We start from the raw sequence: 19,049 nt of genomic DNA, 5'->3' as shown, positions 1-19,049 counted from the left end.
AAAGGTGAAATTTTCCTTCTTTATTAGATACCAAAAACAGTGTGAAACAAAAAATCTCTGCAACATTTCACAGAGATTTTTACAATTTTCACAAGATTTCTTTATTCAATACCCAACTCATCATTTACCATTTGGTCAATTTCTTCATCTGTTGGTAAATAAATTGCTTCATGCATTTTTGTTAAATCAGATTCAGTAACCAAATCTAGGTTTCCATATGCCCACGATTCATCAGGAAATTTGATTTGAAAGCCTTCCCTTCCATGCCACCCTCCACGAATATAAGCTGTACCCCTAACATCAGCCTGTGGCAAAACATACAAAGAAAAACCTTCTTCTATATATTTTTTAGGAATATAATTCACGATGTAAAACTTATTTGAATCGCCTTGAACATACTTTTCCGTATGCTCTCGTTCCTCATTGTTAAAGAAAAATACTTCATCTATACTTAGATTAAAATTTTGGTCATCACGGTACAAATCATATCTCAATGTATCTGGTTCAGCATGTATTTTTAAAGCTGGTCGGACATACCCTACACTGCCACTTGTAGGATAATCATTGACAATTGTGCCCTCATATATCAATACAACATTATTCTCGAACTTTTTTCGCTTTCCTTCTTCTGTAACTTTATCAGATACAATGCTTTGACGATACTGTGTTGATAAATCACCGTAGCCAATATAAATATTATCTATATAAAGGGTTAAATACTTTGAAAATTGCATGATAGAACCAGGGACGAGTATATTACTACTATCACCATAATGTTGAGCATTAGGGAATCGTCTGTAATGCAAAACTGCGTGTTCCCCTTTAATAACCGCATCAGAAATCATATCAGCATACCCAACAACAGGCGTTACATTAGCTGGTTCTGTGTTTTCGTCATTATAACGTGCGGTTTCTCGTAATCTTTCTACAATTTCTTCTCGTTTAGCAGACTTCTCTTCTTCTGTTACGATTTTTGGTTCTAGTTCCTCAGATGATTGTTTTTTATCAGATTTAGATACAGCTTCATTCTCTGTATTTCCGCACGCTACTAAAAATAGAGCCAGTAAAGGGAATAAAAATAATTTTTTCATCGACTATCTACGCCTCTCCATATGGATATTGATGTATCAGCTTGCTAAATAATTATTTTTACTCATAATCTCCATTTCTTGTTTTATCGGGGAAATAAGTAAAACTAAACTCGCCATCTTCATATGGGAAACCTGTTAAATACGTTTTAATGCCAAAACGAACGACAAGATTTCCAGCGTAGCCGTATTCATACGATAAGTTTTGCTTTTTATCAATCCATGTTTTATATGAATTGATTTCAGTAAGCGTTCGCTTTGTGCCTGAAATATCGCTCACTATCATCGCCAATGCTTGATTAGCAGTAGGTGTATTGCCTGTAGCTCTTACATGGTACTTACGTTTCCCATATAAAGATGTAGCAAAATCATTTGAGCCATAAGTAATGGTTAGATACTTGTCGTTTTTATCCACAAAAAATATTAAATAATGGTCATCACCGCTTGTTGCTCCGTCTACTACATAGTGTTGATTTAAGTATTGAATCGTTTCAGATGTTAATTCTTTTTCCAATTTATCCAATGCTTTAAAATCAAATAACTCATGACCAGCACTTTTATTTTTTACACGTTCTGCAAACTTAAACGTAGCCGAATCAAATAATGCTCTGTATCGTTTATTGTAGTCCTCCGTTTCTTCTTGATTGATTCTTCCTCTTTCTAAATCCACATGTATACTACCTTTCGTCAATAGATAAAACAGATAACCAGTACCTTGCTTTGCTAATTTCTCGATGTCTTCATTGGAAGCATATTGACTAAGTGCTTGTTTGCCTTGCACCGATTTGATATTTGCTAAATGCAATTTGTAAAAGAAAACAACCACTTGTGAACGAGTGACATGATTGGCATAGCCAAAATGTTGCTCAATTAATTTTTCTGTTGGGTTTTGACCACTTGATACTTTATTATCATATAAAAATTGAATGCTATCTTTTAACGTCATCTCATCCTTTGCAAGATAAGCGAGTGCTTCTGCTACAACGCCACGCTTCACAGGCTCAAAACGTTGTACCTCGTTGACATAACCATTTAATGGCACACTATAACTTGCTAATTGGTCATAAAAATCATCAGACCAATGGCGTTCCCCACTATTTCTCATCAAAGTGCCTTTTGCAACATCCAGCTTAAAGTAATTCACTAACATTTTTGCAAATTGAGCCTCTGTGACTTTATCATTTGGCTTAAATGTACCATCCTTATAACCGCTAACAATCCCTTCTTTACTAGCCCATAGAATAGCTTCATAAGCAGCATCCTTTTTACTCACATCTTTAAATGGATTGCTTACCTGTTGCGCTACATGACTTGATGCATGTGCTACCATGTCACTTGTACCGAGAGTTCCGCCTACTAAACTACTTACTAATAATGCGCTACACATGCCTAATTTCATTTTGTTCCTCATACTTTCGCCTCCTAAAAATTATAAAAAATAAGGCTATTGATAAAGTGTATTAAAAATAGCCTTTAAAACACTTTAAATAAATTTGTTATCCATTGATGGTATTGACTGTTAACCTACTCTTTAGATTCATCTAATTGTTCGGATTCTTTTGCTAAACATTTTTTTGTAAATGCCATACCACGTAAAATATCAAGAATTCTTTCCTGACATTCAATGGGTAGCTCATTTGCCGTATCAATGATTTCGTTCAGTACCCGAACGGATGAAACAGCTCCGTTTTGCTTTGTCAATTCATCCACCACCTTATTTTTGCTTTATAAATGAATAGTAACATATCCATTTTTCATTGTAAATGCAAAACGATTAAAATTATTTTCACCATCAAGGCAAAAATGCTTTGATAATGATTTTTAATTTGGTTATAATAAAATACGAGGTGATAGTTTAATGGATTCTTTAGGAGAAAGATTAACTCATGCTAGAAAAAGTAAGGGATTCACACAAGAGGCACTTGCTGAAACAATTGGTGTATCAAGGGGTGTGATTTTTAATCTTGAAAAAAATAAAACTGAGCCACAGATGATTGTGATGAACGCCATTAGCCAATGTTTAAAAATCAATAAAGAATGGCTTCTAAATGGTGAAGGGGAAATGCATGAAAAAGAGGATGTTGCTCAAAGTGCTAAAGTGCTTGCGGACATTTATGCCCTTGCAAACGAACTATCAGAAGAAGAACAACTATATATTCTCGATGTTATCAAGACCTATAAAAAACATTTTGAACGATAATAACACCACTTTTCCTATTTATATCTTCACACATAAAAATCCATTCTTACCTAGATGGTCTGAATGGATTTTTATACATACTAGCTATTCATTTTCTGTTAAGCTGAATCGTTTCAACATATACGGTAAACGTATTTTTTCTCTTTCAATTATAGCTCTTTTTGCATCTGATTTATCTTCATCTATCCCTAATAGCTCAATACGATTAGTGAACAACCAACGCATAAAATAAATTTGAGCCGAACTTTTTCTTATTTTTTTAGACAGCGTGTAAAACGTTTTTGGATTTTCATATTTTTTAATCAATGCATCAATTTGCTCCCTATCCATTAAAAAGATACGCTTATCCACATCTTTATCTGATAAAGACTGATTTATCATAACCTTTGCAAAGGCAAGTGGATAATATTTTTTGAACCACGCTAATCTATAAGCATTAATGACATAAGCAGCAGCATGGGCTACCGGATACAAATATTTAACTTTTTTCATACTTGCAATAAACCACTCATCTACATGATGCTGTCTTAAAACTTCCTCATATTTTTTCCATTCAATTTGATTAGCGGCTTTATTTTTCTCACTATGCAATTTCCCTTTGCGAATAAATTCAACGATTTTATTACTTAAAACTTCTTCCACACCGTATTGCATTAACAATCTTTTAAAGTTCTCTCTGCTTGTAATCAGTTCGCTAATTGCCTTGCCGTTCTGTAGCAATACATCCGCATTACCATCCCATAAACCTTCTCCATGCGTTAAACCGCTAATTGCTACCAAGTCGCTAAATTTTTGAGGGCATACTTGCTTGGTGACATTGGTAGAATAATTTGTATTAAATTCGCTTATCATTTCAGTGCGCCCTAACGCAAATTGTTGTATCACATCAGTATCATACATATCAATATCAACAATACTAAAGCCTGTTTCTTTTTCTAAATAGTACAGCCTTGTACTATCATCTTGGCTCAAAATGTCAAACTTTAAAATTGCATCCTCATACGGCTTATATTCTGATTGCAAGGCTATATTACTAGCGTCATTACCATCCTTACTGTAGGTAATACCACTGTAATAATGTACATCTAACTCCTCTGGAATCACTAACATACCACCAGCATGTTGACCACTACTAAATGCTACACCATTTAAAAAATCGAGTGTTTCTTCTAACACCAAGCTATCGAAATCAAATGTTAATATCTCTACTAATGGCTCACGATTATCCTCTTGTTTTAATTTTTCTATATAAATCATGTTGTGATTATTTATATCAAAATGAATGTAATCAATTGGATGTAAATTTCCCTCATCATCTAATTCATAAAAATCACTAACATCATTATCGTATCGTTCTTTTAGCGTTTCTACTTTTATATTTCCTTTAGCTTTATGATACTCCCATATGATTTTCTTACTTTTCCCCTCGGCAAGTGTGCTGGTTGTGCCAGCTCGTACTATATTGCGCTCACCGAATAAGCTGGTGATAAAATCAATCATATGCTTTTGAATCTCGCTGCTAAAATTTAAATCCACATCAGGCGTTTTCTCACCGTTATAGCCCATAAAGCTACTCCAATGAATGCCAAAACCATTTCCCTTTAAAGAACCACCACAAGCACATTTCTTAACAGGCAAATCAAAGCCACATACTACATTTTCCTCTTCGTAAAATTCTACTTTTTGGCATGTATCACATTGATAATGTGGCGATAATGGATTGACTTCACTGATACCCATTACATAAGCAAGTAACATACTGCCAACGCTCCCACGACTACCTACTAAATAGCCTTTGCGTTTGCTTTCCTCTACTAATAAATAACTGCCATAAAAGACAACCTCATAGCCACCTTTAAAGACCATTTCTAGCTCTTTATTTAACCTTTCTTGAATAACCTTATCAACATGCTCACCATATAACTCTTTAAGCCTTCTTTCTACGACTTCAAGCATTTTCTCCTTCTCATTGCCTTCTAACATAGATGGCTTTACTAGTGGATGCGTTGGTACTACCTCATAGGGAGAAAATTTATCTAATAATTTGATGGTATTGGTGGACACAATTTCTCGGCTTCTTTCCTCACCAAGGAAAGCAAAATCATTTAATAGTTCCTCTGTCGATTTATAATAAACATTGGTTCTTGCTAATTCCTTATTTTGAATATATGGATGAAATCTTCCACTCACAACCTTTAGTTTTAAGTCTTTAATATCAGCATTTAATAAATCACCACCTGTTAATTCACCTTGAATAAATTTGTTATATATCTCTTGTTCAGTATCAGTAAAAGCTAGTCCTTTTTGAATTTTATTATCAAAATATTGCTGAATGATGGTGACATTTTTATCAAAAAATATCTTACTCCTGTTATCGAACCACAGCATATCTAAATATCTCTCTTCGTATTTATGAAGACACAACACCTCACCCAAGCTGATAACCATTTTATTTTGCTTTTGACAGATACCATCAACAATTTTGATTAATTGCTTTAATGTTGCTACTGGTACATCCTCATAATGATGATTACTATATGGGCTATTTAAACCAATCACATCATAATTCTCTAAAACACGCTCATCAAATTTGCCGTTTAGTAAGCATTCAAAAATGTCTTTGCAATAAAAGCCATTGCTTACAACCAAAATATTTTCTCGAAGCCCTTCAACATTTATATCATCCCAGCTTAAAACCCTGTTTGTTGTATCAGTGTTGACCTTGCTACTTAATTGATTAATAAAAGTTAAGCCTTCTCGATTTAAGGCATACAGCGTGACCATTTGGGGAAAACGCATATCTAGCTGACTTTTTAAAGGCTCATTACACGCTACTAAATCTTTATTATGAGCTTCCATATCCTCTAACAACTTTTGGAATAATTTAAACGTATACGAGCTATCAGAAACAGCTCTATGATGATTTTCAATCTTGATTCCATACTTTTTTAACATGCCTTCTAAGCTATAATTCTTACGCTTTCTCTGCTTCGCTAATACCTCTTCCTCTACAAGTTTACTTAAATACAGGGTATCAATTAAGGCAAAATCATTTAATTTCTCATCGAGCTTATACATTCTGCTTCTTACATTGATAAAATTTAAATCAAAATCCCTAGCATTATGCCCGACTAATACATATTCTTCATCACCAATAAATTCATAAAAACGCCTTAATGCTGTTTCTTCATTCACACAATACTCTACCATCTTATTTGTGATATTTGTGATGCTGCTAATTTTTTGAGTGATTTTATTTTTAGGTTTAATCAGCTCATTAAACTCTTTAATAACCTCACCGTTCTCTATAACTACTGCTCCTATTTCAATCATTTCATGAAAAAGTGGGTAAATACCTGTCGTTTCTATATCAAATACTAGATATTTAACATTTCTCAAAAATTTCTCACTAGTGTTCTCACTGTTTTTCTCATGCAATTTCTCACTATTTACTAGGTAATGCAGATACCGATTTTGATGAACTAAAAAATCAACACCATAAAACATCTTTAATTTTTCAATATTCTCTAAGCGTTTTTGATTCTCTTTGCTTGGATTATTCTTGTATTTATCTACCATCACCTTTTTGTATTGATTAAATTGTTGCTCTATCAAAGGAAAGCCTCTTACCGTTCCTTTTTCTACAAAGCCTAATCCTTGATAATTAAATCTATTGGTCAACTCTATAGCGGCTGCCTCTTTTACAATGCTTTGCATCGTGGAATATTGACTAATCGCTTTAAATTCAACTCGACCTATTTCATCTGTGTCTACTCTATGCCCAATATCATTCGTAATATCCTTACAGTCCTCTATATCTACTTGCAATTGCATAGTAGGCACATTGGTATTACCTATATGAGCAGATGTCACACTAAAATTTGTGTATTTTTTATCTACGCTTGTACTACCTTTCAATTCGTAAAAATGCCCTTTAACAAAGAAGTTTTTAATTGTTTCTATGCTGGCTTTGTCATGGTTTTCGTACCTCACAAAGATAATACACTTTAGATTGCTTGTTCCATCATTCAAAACAAAAATGAGATTCTCACCTTCGCCACTTTTCCATGTCTTGACCGTTAAACCACTTACCATTTTTCCACTGACACTTACAAATTCATTTTCTTCGACCATTTCATTGATACTTTTTTCTTTATAATATTTACCCATTATTCGCCCTCCTTAATTTTTAGAAAAATAAAGCGAGTGAAGCACTTACACCCCCACTCGCATCAACATATTTAATCAAACTTGATAAAATCAGTATAATTAATATCATCTGTTCCATTTACATTGGCTTGAGTGCTTTTCTCCTCATTTCCTTTTACTTCATTTTCCAAAACTTGATGTGCTTCATCTGGTGAAACCTCATCAACTTTCTCAATGTCGCTTACTACCCCATCAACTTTCTCAATTTTTTCAACAGGTTCATCAAGTTTCTTAAATTCTTGATTTTTTCGATGAAAATTTTCTAATGCTTTTTCCTTCTCTTCTATGCCATACAGCCACCCAACTTCATTCCTCCCATTCTTTGTGTAGATAACGCTAACAACTTTCAATTCCTTTAACTTTTCTATTAAAAAATCTTTTAATTCTGACTCTTTTACTGCTAAATTATCAAAGTCAATATCCAGCAATCCTATTAAATGCATTAATTGATTTTTTCCTATGTCATTCACATTTGCTTCATCATAGACTAATACATTTTTTGTTAATCTATAATCTCTATCTACTAAACGCAATTTGAATTTCCACATTTCATATCTATTTTGATTTTTATCTACTTTATCTGATTGGCATTCAATATTTTCTATGATTAAATCATATATATCATCCTTTAATAATCCACCTTTCTTATTTTTTATATTTATCAAATCATTTAAATTAACCATACCATCATCCTTTCTTCCAATCTTACAAACATATATTATTACATAACTATCAATTCCATCAACCAATTTTTACGCAGTTTCAATTTTTTATTATGTAGCGGTTACAAATTTACTATCATGGGTTACATTTTTACCCCTCTCGGTTACAAAAATAGCTATGCTGGTTACACATAAAAACCGCTAATTTTTCATTTAAAATAGAACATAAAACCTCCATAAACCCTGATATATCAAGGTTTATAATTAATACTTTATTTTTAATATGATTAATTTATCTATTACGGTTACACTGGTTACACTATTTTTATAGTTAAGATATACATCTATTTTTTTTATGTAGTAAAGAAAAAATCCTAATAAACCTTTTAGTCAAATAAGCTGTAACTTGTGTAACCGATGTAACCGCAACAAATGGAATCCATAAACAAAAAAACCATGCGTTTATACTCGCATGGCTGCATCTATGACCTATGATATTTTGGCTTATTACTTATGCTAAAACAGCCTTAAAAGCTAGATTATGCCTTTTCCTTTGTAGGAAGAATTACCTCAAATAAATGTGCTTCTTTATCTACGCCTAATTTCTCTTTATCGGCTTCGGGAACAACCTCTATTTTCAGGCGTTCAAGTGGTAAGTCAATGCCATCCACTTTTAAATCATCCACAATTTGATTGATACTAACCGTTGTTTTATGACCACCCTCCGTATTTCTCAACCCGTAAAAAGTATCTTCTTCATTACTAAATAAGATAAATAACTTTGTTTTATTGCCTTTTTTATCAACACCAAATTTAAAAAAGCCTAATTGTTGTTCATCTAAATATTCTTTTAGGATTTTGGATGTAGTTAGCTTTGTAAACTCTCTACCTGTATCGTTATATACTTGTTTTCCAATTTTTAAGAACATATATTTATTCCCAGCACCATAATATCTACTTTTATCATTCTTATTATCTTTCCAATTCACAAAACCATCTCCTTATTACATATCATTATTTAATTATATTATAAATTAAACAATCAAAAATTCCAACTACAAAATAAAAAGGTGCTGATTTCATAACCAACACCTCACCATTAATTTAATTCATAAATATTTAAAATCTAACTATACAATCTTTCTATAAAGCACATCTATCCTCCGCATCATAAAAATACTTTAACATCATGAATATCTCTTGTTTTGTTAATGTAACCCCGCCTATCTTAATCGACTTACCAATGGATAAATTGATGAATGTTTCAAATGTAACTGTTTCAGCTTCTTCATTATAAGAGGCTGTTATCTCATGAAATCCATCTATTTCTGTGTTAAATATGGTTGTCATGTGTAAATATCTATAAAAAATCACGTAAATTTTTTGCTACTGTATCAACATCTAACCCCAAATATCTCGTAGTTGTCGATAAGTCAGAATGCGCTAAAGCATGAGATACTAAGTTTATATCCGCCCCACGTTTCACCAAATTCTGAGCATACAACCTTCTAATAGAATGAGGATTAATGTTCTTTAAATTCCATTTTTTACTGTATACCCATAAATTTTTTGCAATTAAATTGGACGGTGAAACTGTATTTGAAACTGGTACGCCTATGTTTGAAAGAAAAATATAATCATTCTTTTCTCTATGTTCTTTCCTAACATCATCATTTATTGAAATTAGCTCGCTTAATAAAGTACACATTTCATCATCTAAAGGGAGAATCAATGGTCTATGCGATTTCATTATCTCTCCCTGTAACTTCAAAAGCATATTTTCAAAATCAATATTCTGTTCTCTCAATGCACCTAATGTTTTAATTCGAATACCTGTTTTGTATAAAAGTAAAATCGCTATGCTATCACGTAATCCCGAATACGTTGATTTATCCAAAAGTGATAACAAGAGTGCCAGTTCACTTTCCGTAGTAGCTTCCTTAACGCTTGTATTTACTTTTATTTTGATGTTTGTCCAAAACTTCGAGTTATACCAACCATTATCGTGACACTTGCTTAAAACGGCTTTAATTTGCTTTAAACGACCATGTAGCGATGTGTCCTTTGCATTTTGGAAACTTGATAAATATTGATAAATTTTTTCATTGTTGATTTCGTGGAGATATTCAACTTTAGTAACTTCAACAAATCGCTTAAAATTATAGTTGTAACTATCAATTGTCCTTGGTCTTAACCCATTCAGTCGCCATTGTTGATTTAAAATTTGTATGGCGTGTTTAATAGTTATATTTCTGTTGTCCAATTCATCAAACGTATCCATTTTGTTATTGATTTTTGTCACCATTTCTTTCTTTGGTTCTTTTTCAGTTTTGATAGTCAATAAGCTTAAATCAATGTTTTTGTTAACTTTATTAAATGATTTCGACAAATAAAAAACCCCCTAACATTTTTTGTTAGAAGGTAAAAGTTACATCGGAAAATAGATGATTTTTTTATTGAGTTCTATTCGTAGTTATTTTCGCTACGCTTCTTAGATTAGAAATTAAACTAAATCTTCACCGAAGAATAAGCCGATTTCGCGCTCTGCAGAAGCAAGTGAATCAGAACCGTGGATAATGTTGTGAGAAACAGTTGTTGCATAGTCACCACGGATTGTACCTGGGTTAGATTCTTCAGGTTTAGTTGCTCCCATCATTGTACGAGCAAGTTTAATTACGTTTTCGCCTTCCCATACCATAGCGAATACAGGACCAGAAGTGATGAAATCAACTAATTCACCAAAGAATGGACGTTCTGCATGCTCTGCATAGTGCTTTTCTGCTAATTCTGTAGGAATTACCATTAATTTAGCACCTTTCAATACAAAACCGCGACGTTCAAAACGATCTACGATGTCTCCTACTACTTGACGTTCTACGCCATCAGGCTTAACCATTAAAAAAGTTTTTTCGATTGCCATTGTTTAAAACACTCCTTAAATTCGGATAACAGGTTTTACACCTACCGATAAATATTAACAAAAAATGAGCCTTTGTACAACAAAAAGCTAGAATTTACGCTTCCCCATAAATAACGCGACATCACGTAGTTTTTTCTTGACGGGATGTTTTGGTAATGCATCTATTTCTTGTAATGCCTTTTTCAAATATTTATCACTCATTTTATTAGCTTGCTCAATCGCGTCGGATTTACGCACATACTGCAGCATATTTTGACGTTCTGTTTCCGTCAATGTGCCTGCAAATACTTTTGCCAAATAAGGTTGCATTACAGGATCATCTTTTAACATTAGAATCGGTAATGTAATATTACCTTGTAGTAAATCACTACCTGCTGGCTTTCCTAATTCTTTATCTGTTGCCATAATATCTAAAACATCATCGATAATTTGGAAGCTCATGCCCACAAAATAGCCAAATCGTTTCAAATGTCTTACCGTTTTAGGATCGACACCTGCTGCCACTGCACCAAGTTCGCAACTAGAAGAAATCAATAATGCCGTTTTTCGTTTGATTCGTCTAAAATAGTCCTTTAAGCCTTGATCTAATCTGAATTTATCTTCGATTTGAATGACTTCACCGTTACAAATTTCAACCATTGTACGCGCTAAAATTTGATGAACTAATGGGTCTTCAAGCTTTGTAATATATTCAAGTGCACGCGCAAAAATAAAATCGCCCGTGTACATTGCAACTCTATTATTCCATTGTGATTTGACCGTCGGGCGTCCTCTTCGCATATTGGAATCATCAATTACATCATCATGCACAAGTGATGCCATATGAATAAGCTCTACTGGTACGGCTACATCCTTCATCTTTTCGATATCATATACGCCAAATTTCGCGCCAAGCAACACAAAAATTGGTCGTATCCGTTTGCCACCAGCTTGCAATAAATGGAGAGAAGCATCATTGATCAAACCTGAAGAAGAGTTCACTGCTTTTTCTAATTCTTGTTCAATGATTTCGATATCTGATTTCAAATCGGAATAGAGTAGTTTTAACTTCATCTTTTCCACGTGTGAAAACCTTCCCCCATTAACGTACTTTTTTTAAGCCCATATGCATTGCCGCAGCACCGCCACTGTATGCTTTGTACGTTACTTTTTCTAAACCTGCCTGCCCAAACAATGCCGCTAACTTCTTCATACCTGGGAAATCATTTGCTGATTCCTGTAGCCAAGAATATTCTTTATAGCTTTTCGCAAATATTTTACCAAATATCGGCATTATATATTTAAAATAAAAACGGAATAGTTGTCGATAGCCTGGAATTTCAGATTGAGATGTTTCTAAACAAACAACCATTCCCCCTGGTTTTACAACACGATTCATTTCCTTTAAAACTTGTAAATAATCTGGTACATTGCGAAGCCCAAAACCAATTGTTACATAATCAAAAGTATTGTCTGGGAAAGGTAACTCCATAGCATTTCCATGTATTAGTTCAATTTGTGGGTATGGCTTTACCTTGTCTTCACCAACCTTCAGCATGTTTTTACTGAAGTCTACCCCTTTTACTTCTCCGCCTTCACCAACTGCCTCGGCTAATGCAATTGTCCAATCTGCCGTACCACAGCAAACATCTAGAGCCTTCGCTCCAGGTTTTACTGCCATGTGCTTCATTGTATCATTGCGCCAGCCAACATGCATTTGGAAACTAATAACGCCATTCATTTTGTCATAGTTTTCCGAAATACTTTCAAATACTTCGTGCACGTGCTCTTCTTTCGTTTTAGCCATTTTGAAAAACCCCTCTTATCCATTAGTAGAAGCAATGGATGCCTCTACACGTGCTTGTAGAGCTTGTTTCACATCACCTTGTAAAAACGATGCATCTTCTATCACCTGTAACAGCTCTGTTGTTAATTGCATAATTTTGTCCTTTATGATGTTGCCATAGGTCGCTCCAGCATATCTCGCGCTTTCTTCAAGAACTTTACTCATTAAAGATACTTGCCCACGTTGATATGTCGCCCATTCTCTTTCTAAACGCAAGATTAATAAGCTCTTCTCCACAATTGGAATATAATCTCTAAATGAATAGAGCTCAAAAAATTTTGAGATTAATCCTGATTCAATGTTAGTGATTGAGGCAAACCATTGTTCAATTGATCGTTTTTCTGCCTCATATACTTTAATTTGGTGCTCACAACGTGCCACAATTCCTTGTGACAAATTTAAAATCATTGCGACATTTCCCGACATCGCTAAAATCTCATAATAACGGCCACTATAAAAGTCTCCAGCTAAAACGGTTAGCTGCTGTTCTTTTGATGTGGCATCTAGTTCTTTAATATGATCGTGCGCTGCTAAGGCTGCGTACACAATTCCAACAGTGATTGCAGCTTCTCGTTCATCTTGTTGCCACTCTTCCCCATTAAAAAAGGGCACTAACAAGTAAAATAATTGATTTTCATCGAGCACAGGCAATCCTGTGTATTTTTGCAAAGTTCTATGACGAACATCCATGAAAATCTCTGTTTTTAATTGTGCAATTGAATTTTGAATGTATGTTGCATTCATAGACCTTACTCCATTTCACTTTCAAATTCGTTAGTCCTTTCATGACCTAACGCTTGCTTACTGAGTCATTATAGCATACGCGACGATTCGGAATAAAAAGTTTTTGCTTTATTCAACATGATAGGCAGAAGAGCTTCCCCGTTTAAAAACGGAAGAAATCCAACTGCCTATCAATTATGCCTCGGCATAATCGCGTCCGGAATCGGCTTTGTGTTTGCACAAAGCGCTTTCGCACAGATAAATTGCCACAGAACGTGGCATTCTTAGTCTATTTCAGCAATGTTTAACACCTGCTGAAAGAATCGAATCGAAAACTCCATTACTAAGTTTTACACATCTAGTCGATTTATATGTGCCCTCACTAATTTACATAGACACGATGCATTTCTGAATGGTATTTCTCTCTATTACTTTTTAGCTTCGCTATTTATAACACCGTGTGCTGTATGAATCTGTGCTTTCCCACGAATTTTCATGGCAGATGTATGTTCGGTAAATTGAGCAATCATAACTTCGCCTGCATCTAGTTTTTCAGAATGATGGAACTTTGTATCTGTACCTCGTGTTAAACCGATTACATGTACGCCATCTTCCTCTGCTTGAATAACAATATAATCTTGTGCCATTGTCTGTACACTCCTTAAATCCGACAAATTCTTAGTCCATCATAACATAATTAGACACTCAATTTAAGACATTTGAATAAATGATAAAACTTCTCTACGTTTTACTTCATCTTCTTCATAAATACCACGTGCAACCGATGTCACAGTTTTAGATCCTGGCTTCTTAAGTCCTCGCATAGTCATACACATATGCTCCGCCTCTATCACTACATAAACACCTTTCGGAGAGAGCATTTCCATAATCGTCTCTGCAACAGTGGAAGTAATTCGTTCCTGTAATTGCGGTCGACGAGCAATAGTTTCTACAGCACGTCCTAATTTACTTAGTCCAGCAACAATGCCATCGTTTGGTATGTATGCAACATGAGCTTTTCCATAAAAAGGAACTAAATGATGCTCACACATTGAATAAAACGGAATGTCCTTTACAAGTACTAATTCCTCATGGTCTTCATGAAACACGGTTCTAAAATAATCTTTTGCATCTTCATGTAAGCCGCTAAACATTTCCGCATACATTTTTGCTACCCGTTTCGGTGTATCGAGTAAACCTTCACGATTTACATCTTCTCCTACCGCCTCTAAAATCATTTTTACTGCTTCTTCTATTTTCAATAAATCAACATTCGACATCCGTAAAAACCCTCCTGCGTATCAGTACATTACACATTTCCTTATGCATCGTAGCATATCCAAAAGGTAAGCGCAAAACGTCTTACTTGATTCAAAAGAAATTCAACGCTATATGAGCAAAATAGCCACTTATTGCTTTCTAATTAGCAGTATGTTTTGTAAATTTTGGCTCATCACCATAACGTCAGGTTGATTTCCGTTCCGGCTGGGCGCTTTGTTGCTGCCGCTACGTTAGCACTACGCTTTCGCACAGAGCAAAGCTTCCTGGGGGCGTCCGATGAGCCGCTTCACTCGCAATGCTCGCTCCAGGGTCTCGGGCCAACACGATGTTGGTCACGAAGGCGTTATCACAGGATGTGATGCTTTTAGCCTTCGTTCCTCTATCGCTGATCCCCAAGGAGTCGCCTAGCCTCCACTCCAATCAACTAATATTCTGGTATTAGCAAAGATAGCTCTATTTTTAGTGATGGACCTAAATTGTGCAAATAATATCTCTAACGCTTACACTTTCGTTTATTGCATCTTTCTATGTACATTAACTTTTTTAGCTATCTTTCACATCTTTTCTTAGTGGAAAAACCATTATGTGGGTCATTCCGTTTCTATAGCTTCGCCTTCGCACAGTTAAATTGCCAAAGGTCGGGGTGTTCTTAGACTCTATTTAAGCGAATTTTTGGATACCCGCTGAAAAAAGTTAAAAAGAGCAGCCTCCATGTTATTTACATGAAGACTGCTCTATGTAACTACTAGACGTGTATTATTTTACAGCATCTTTAAGCGCTTTACCTGGTTTGAAAGCAGGTACCTTGCTAGCAGCGATTTCGATTTCTTTACCAGTTTGTGGGTTACGACCTTTACGAGCCGCACGTTCACGTACTTCAAAGTTACCAAAACCAATTAATTGTACTTTGTCACCCTTTGCAAGAGCATCTTGAATTGTATCAAATACAGCTTCAACTGCTTTAGAAGCGTCTTTTTTAGAAAGACCTGCAGCTTCAGCAACAGAGTTTACTAATTCTGTTTTATTCACACCATTCACCTCCTCTCAAAGGGTCATGAACCAATTCTGTAAAAAGATTAACACATAGAAAACCGCTACGCAACTGTATTCATACATGATTATAACCAAAAAATGCGTTTTTCACCCAAAAAACAAAAATAACAGGACTTTTCGCATAAAAACGAAGAGCCCTGTGATAATTTTTTGCGCTTTATTTTTCATTTTTTCACTACAAAATAAATGTAACTAATCCTCTATCACCTTCATTCACCATACGTTCAATTGTTTGGCGCATCCGTTTTTTAGCTGTTGATGGAACGGCATCCATTTTATAGCGTATTCCTTCTTTTAACACTTCATGTAGCGGAGTTCCAAAAAGTTGTGTGTTCCATAAAGCATCACGATCATGTAAATAAGCATGATTTAAATCCTTAAGTAATTGTTGGCTATGGAATTCTGAGCCAATTAGCGGCGCGAATTCTGATTCCATATCTACACGAATGATATGGTATGATGGCGCTTTTGCCTTCATACGCACACCATAAAAATTATTTTGTTTAATGAGCTCTGGTGCTGTTGGCTCAAACTCCTGCATCATCGGCAATGTTACGCCATAACCTTTCGAATCTGCTTCACTAATAGCAGTTTTAAAGCGTTTTTGCGCCTCCTTTGCTTCTGCTGACTCTTTAATAAATAGTAGCCAATCTCGCTTCGTCTCAATCGGCTCATCTAGCCATTCATTGCAAACCGACTTATATAGCTCACCTTGTAATGACACTCGAATGACTGCGGTCCCAACACCAGCATCCACATGCACCACTTCACTCTGGTCAATAAAATCAATGGCTTTAAAGGCATCTGACGCCTGCTGTACATCTCTTATTTTCATAATAGATGACAACACTTCTTCCATCGAATCAATTAACGCAACATTCAACGGGTGTGTAGCATCTAAAACATCTAACCAATCTGGTTTTTCCACCTCAATTGTTCGAATTGGAAATTCAAATAATGCTTCTTGCAAAATAAACTGAATATCAGATGCACGCATTTGATCAATTGAAGTAGCAATTACTGGAACATTATAGCGCTCAAATAACTCATTTCGAAGCTGTACCGTTTCCTCTCGCGCTGGCATTTGGCAATTTAATACAATAACAAAAGGTTTTCCAATGTCCATTAATTGCTCTACAATTTCCTCTTCAGCCTTCTCTGCCGCACGACGACTAATTCCATTTACCGTGCCATCTGTTGTTACAACAATTCCAATATTGGCATGGTCACGAATAACTTTATCTGTGCCTATTTTCGCCGCTTCTTGGAAAGGGATAGGCTCTGTATGCCAAGGTGTATGCACATATTTCGGCCCATTTTCATCTTCATAGCCCTTTGTACCTTCAATGACATAACCAACGCAATCTGCTAAACGAATTTGGAACGTCATTTCATCATCACCGACCGCAATACGTGTTGCTTGGGCAGGCACAAACTTCGGCTCAGCAGTCATAATGACTGGCCCCGGCGAGCTTTGTGGCAACTCGTCTTGTGCACGCATTCTTTCTGTATCATCCACAATATTTGGTAACACGACTGCTTCCATAACCTTTTTTACAAATGTTGATTTACCTACACGTACTGGACCGACAACACCAATATAAACATCGCCATTTGTGCGCTCTGCAATTTCTCTAAATACTGCTTCACTCAAGGTTTCTGCCTCCTTTATCTACGCTTTTTCACTATATGCGAGCAGATAGATAAATATGAAAAGCTCCTCACAAATGTAAGGAGCTTAGTGACTAATCTTTTTTAGTTTTGGATTTAGATTCTTGAATTGCTTTTTCTCTAGCTTTTTCTCTAGCTTTTTTTGCGTCACTATTATAGGCGTCCATAAAATAAATTGGCTCACCTTTTTCATCTACTGTATATGGTATAGAATAAGCTGGTACTACTGGATATTTATCGACAAGTAGCTGACGTATATCATCTCCAGGCTTCACATTAGGTTTGTCTTCCTTTAGTAGTTGACCTAAATCGATGGAATAGTCCACATGCATTTCACCATCACCTGTCATAAATATTGGTAATTCGGTACCAGAATAGGGGCTTTTCACAGTTACATCTTTTTTATAGCCCAATTCTTCAAAGTTAATTTGATATACATTATTAGAAGACGCACCCTTTATCGGTAAATATTGGGTAGAAAGTTTTTGAATATTAATTTCACGAATTCGCTCTGCAGCATTTAAATCTACCAATTTTACTTTAGCTTCATTCTCAGGATCCCAAATAATATACTGGAAAATCCCACCCTTTTCATAGGCATTTCCTGGAATTTGAGCAAGATATTTAGGCATTAGTTTTTCAAAATCAATTAAATATTTTATATATATATCTGTATCTAGCTCACTATTTTTAATTGGAACTAGGCCTCCAGTTGCTTCACGGTATTCATCAACCGCACGCTGAACAGCGGCTAACTGGTCAGCATCAGGCACTAATTTTGCCCTTTTTTCGTCTTCTGGATATGCACAACCTACTAGAAGAACTGCGGTTACTATTACCAAAAGAAAAGCACTTAGTTTTTTCATGTCACTTCCACCTCATCATTTTTTATCATGGCCATGTTGCTACAATTAGTACCATTAAAAATGTGCCTAGCCCAAATAGTATGTATGCAATTAAATTTACGATTGTACGTAAAAAACCGTTTGAAACCTTATTCCGAGCTAAATAAATTAAACCAACAGAGATAATCATAAAGCTGATACAATAAAATGATACCCACATTACATCAAGCGCTGGCAAATGTGCTAACGGACCCATTTAAGACAACCACCTTTCTTCAACGTCACGAAACAATCAAATTATATTATACTATGTGCTCTCGCCAAAAAGAAATAGTTGTCCAATAACTATCAATCAATTATGCCACGGCATAATTACGCCCGGAATCGAGCTTACGCAAAGAACTCCTTTCCGATTCCGTGACATCCACCGGAGGCTTTAACTTCTTTCAGCGGGTGTTTGGACATCCGCTGAAAAGTAGCTTAAATTCGCATCATACCAACACCTATAGAGGTGGGAGACATTTGCAAAAGAAGTTAAATGTACAACCTTTGTAGCGTTATAGATTTTTCAA

19 protein-coding genes are annotated in these 19,049 nt (G+C 35.1%); 1 reads left to right on the top strand and 18 read right to left on the bottom strand.

The window, feature by feature from the left end; all coding sequences use genetic code 11:
- Positions 1 to 101: 101 nt before the first annotated feature.
- The 3 genes from ACIQZA_RS03470 to ACIQZA_RS03460 form a co-directional block, all read right to left on the bottom strand.
- A complete protein-coding gene (locus tag ACIQZA_RS03470) occupies positions 102 to 1,091 on the bottom strand; it encodes a hypothetical protein (protein ID WP_402879714.1) in 990 nt (329 codons plus the stop codon).
- Positions 1,092 to 1,149: 58 nt separating this feature from the next.
- Complete coding sequence (locus ACIQZA_RS03465) at positions 1,150 to 2,499, bottom strand: S-layer homology domain-containing protein (protein WP_402879715.1); 1,350 nt, start codon at positions 2,497 to 2,499, stop codon at positions 1,150 to 1,152.
- A gap of 113 nt (positions 2,500 to 2,612) precedes the next feature.
- Positions 2,613 to 2,789 (bottom strand): hypothetical protein, encoded by a 177-nt coding sequence (locus ACIQZA_RS03460; protein ID WP_402879716.1) that lies wholly within the window; start codon positions 2,787 to 2,789, stop codon positions 2,613 to 2,615.
- A gap of 157 nt (positions 2,790 to 2,946) precedes the next feature.
- On the opposite strand from ACIQZA_RS03460, the gene ACIQZA_RS03455 reads away from it, so the two are divergent.
- Positions 2,947 to 3,288 (top strand): helix-turn-helix domain-containing protein, encoded by a 342-nt coding sequence (locus ACIQZA_RS03455; protein WP_402879717.1) that lies wholly within the window; start codon positions 2,947 to 2,949, stop codon positions 3,286 to 3,288.
- A gap of 84 nt (positions 3,289 to 3,372) precedes the next feature.
- Here ACIQZA_RS03455 and ACIQZA_RS03450 read toward each other — a convergent pair whose 3' ends face one another.
- From ACIQZA_RS03450 to ACIQZA_RS03380, 15 genes are all read right to left on the bottom strand, one after another.
- A complete protein-coding gene (locus ACIQZA_RS03450) occupies positions 3,373 to 7,458 on the bottom strand; it encodes an exonuclease domain-containing protein (protein ID WP_402879719.1) in 4,086 nt (1,361 codons plus the stop codon).
- A 71-nt stretch (positions 7,459 to 7,529) separates the two neighbouring features.
- Positions 7,530 to 8,180: a hypothetical protein gene (locus ACIQZA_RS03445; RefSeq protein ID WP_402879720.1), complete on the bottom strand. Its 651-nt coding sequence runs from the start codon at positions 8,178 to 8,180 to the stop codon at positions 7,530 to 7,532.
- Between the two features lie 518 nt (positions 8,181 to 8,698).
- Positions 8,699 to 9,148: a hypothetical protein gene (locus ACIQZA_RS03440; protein ID WP_402879722.1), complete on the bottom strand. Its 450-nt coding sequence runs from the start codon at positions 9,146 to 9,148 to the stop codon at positions 8,699 to 8,701.
- 154 nt (positions 9,149 to 9,302) lie between these two features.
- The gene (locus ACIQZA_RS03435; RefSeq protein WP_402879724.1) at positions 9,303 to 9,509 is read right to left on the bottom strand and encodes a hypothetical protein; all 207 of its coding nucleotides are present in this window, start codon (positions 9,507 to 9,509) and stop codon (positions 9,303 to 9,305) included.
- A 10-nt stretch (positions 9,510 to 9,519) separates the two neighbouring features.
- A complete protein-coding gene (locus ACIQZA_RS03430) occupies positions 9,520 to 10,548 on the bottom strand; it encodes a tyrosine-type recombinase/integrase (RefSeq protein WP_402879726.1) in 1,029 nt (342 codons plus the stop codon).
- A gap of 114 nt (positions 10,549 to 10,662) precedes the next feature.
- Positions 10,663 to 11,079: a nucleoside-diphosphate kinase gene (ndk, locus tag ACIQZA_RS03425; RefSeq protein WP_132359254.1), complete on the bottom strand. Its 417-nt coding sequence runs from the start codon at positions 11,077 to 11,079 to the stop codon at positions 10,663 to 10,665.
- A gap of 87 nt (positions 11,080 to 11,166) precedes the next feature.
- Positions 11,167 to 12,141, bottom strand: a complete 975-nt coding sequence (gene hepT, locus ACIQZA_RS03420) for a heptaprenyl diphosphate synthase component II (RefSeq protein WP_400937341.1) — start codon at positions 12,139 to 12,141, stop codon at positions 11,167 to 11,169.
- A gap of 19 nt (positions 12,142 to 12,160) precedes the next feature.
- Positions 12,161 to 12,865, bottom strand: coding sequence for a demethylmenaquinone methyltransferase (locus tag ACIQZA_RS03415; protein WP_402879728.1), 705 nt, complete (start codon positions 12,863 to 12,865; stop codon positions 12,161 to 12,163).
- A gap of 15 nt (positions 12,866 to 12,880) precedes the next feature.
- Positions 12,881 to 13,648, bottom strand: coding sequence for a heptaprenyl diphosphate synthase component 1 (locus ACIQZA_RS03410; RefSeq protein WP_402879730.1), 768 nt, complete (start codon positions 13,646 to 13,648; stop codon positions 12,881 to 12,883).
- Between the two features lie 407 nt (positions 13,649 to 14,055).
- Positions 14,056 to 14,274, bottom strand: a complete 219-nt coding sequence (gene mtrB, locus ACIQZA_RS03405) for a trp RNA-binding attenuation protein MtrB (RefSeq protein WP_049666799.1) — start codon at positions 14,272 to 14,274, stop codon at positions 14,056 to 14,058.
- Positions 14,275 to 14,337: 63 nt separating this feature from the next.
- Complete coding sequence (folE, locus tag ACIQZA_RS03400; RefSeq protein WP_400937333.1) at positions 14,338 to 14,907, bottom strand: GTP cyclohydrolase I FolE; 570 nt, start codon at positions 14,905 to 14,907, stop codon at positions 14,338 to 14,340.
- A gap of 757 nt (positions 14,908 to 15,664) precedes the next feature.
- Positions 15,665 to 15,937 (bottom strand): HU family DNA-binding protein, encoded by a 273-nt coding sequence (locus tag ACIQZA_RS03395; RefSeq protein ID WP_004232618.1) that lies wholly within the window; start codon positions 15,935 to 15,937, stop codon positions 15,665 to 15,667.
- 199 nt (positions 15,938 to 16,136) lie between these two features.
- Positions 16,137 to 17,615, bottom strand: coding sequence for a stage IV sporulation protein A (gene spoIVA / locus ACIQZA_RS03390; RefSeq protein ID WP_142508377.1), 1,479 nt, complete (start codon positions 17,613 to 17,615; stop codon positions 16,137 to 16,139).
- 91 nt (positions 17,616 to 17,706) lie between these two features.
- The gene (locus tag ACIQZA_RS03385; RefSeq protein ID WP_400937330.1) at positions 17,707 to 18,498 is read right to left on the bottom strand and encodes a hypothetical protein; all 792 of its coding nucleotides are present in this window, start codon (positions 18,496 to 18,498) and stop codon (positions 17,707 to 17,709) included.
- Between the two features lie 25 nt (positions 18,499 to 18,523).
- Positions 18,524 to 18,733, bottom strand: a complete 210-nt coding sequence (locus tag ACIQZA_RS03380; RefSeq protein ID WP_142508379.1) for a DUF2768 domain-containing protein — start codon at positions 18,731 to 18,733, stop codon at positions 18,524 to 18,526.
- Positions 18,734 to 19,049: the final 316 nt, after the last annotated feature.

The organism is Lysinibacillus sp. NPDC096382 (assembly GCF_044762845.1).
Classification (GTDB): Bacteria; Bacillota; Bacilli; order Bacillales_A; family Planococcaceae; genus Lysinibacillus.
The sequence above is the reverse complement of the archived record's forward strand: the minus strand, read 5'-3'. Positions and strand labels throughout refer to the sequence as shown.

Bases quoted from the DNA above. Each gene is read 5' to 3' on its own strand.
- ACIQZA_RS03415 (WP_402879728.1), bottom strand. From the start codon at position 12,865: ATGGCTAAAACGAAAGAAGAGCACGTGCACGAAGTATTTGAAAGTATT.
- ACIQZA_RS03380 (WP_142508379.1), bottom strand. From the start codon at position 18,733: ATGGGTCCGTTAGCACATTTGCCAGCGCTTGATGTAATGTGGGTATCA.
- ACIQZA_RS03465 (WP_402879715.1), bottom strand. From the start codon at position 2,499: ATGAGGAACAAAATGAAATTAGGCATGTGTAGCGCATTATTAGTAAGT.
- ACIQZA_RS03385 (WP_400937330.1), bottom strand. From the start codon at position 18,498: ATGAAAAAACTAAGTGCTTTTCTTTTGGTAATAGTAACCGCAGTTCTT.
- ACIQZA_RS03445 (WP_402879720.1), bottom strand. From the start codon at position 8,180: ATGGTTAATTTAAATGATTTGATAAATATAAAAAATAAGAAAGGTGGA.
- mtrB (WP_049666799.1), bottom strand. From the start codon at position 14,274: ATGGCACAAGATTATATTGTTATTCAAGCAGAGGAAGATGGCGTACAT.
- ndk (WP_132359254.1), bottom strand. From the start codon at position 11,079: ATGGCAATCGAAAAAACTTTTTTAATGGTTAAGCCTGATGGCGTAGAA.
- ACIQZA_RS03470 (WP_402879714.1), bottom strand. From the start codon at position 1,091: ATGAAAAAATTATTTTTATTCCCTTTACTGGCTCTATTTTTAGTAGCG.
- ACIQZA_RS03435 (WP_402879724.1), bottom strand. From the start codon at position 9,509: ATGACAACCATATTTAACACAGAAATAGATGGATTTCATGAGATAACA.
- ACIQZA_RS03410 (WP_402879730.1), bottom strand. From the start codon at position 13,648: ATGAATGCAACATACATTCAAAATTCAATTGCACAATTAAAAACAGAG.
- folE (WP_400937333.1), bottom strand. From the start codon at position 14,907: ATGTCGAATGTTGATTTATTGAAAATAGAAGAAGCAGTAAAAATGATT.
- ACIQZA_RS03455 (WP_402879717.1), top strand. From the start codon at position 2,947: ATGGATTCTTTAGGAGAAAGATTAACTCATGCTAGAAAAAGTAAGGGA.
- ACIQZA_RS03450 (WP_402879719.1), bottom strand. From the start codon at position 7,458: ATGGGTAAATATTATAAAGAAAAAAGTATCAATGAAATGGTCGAAGAA.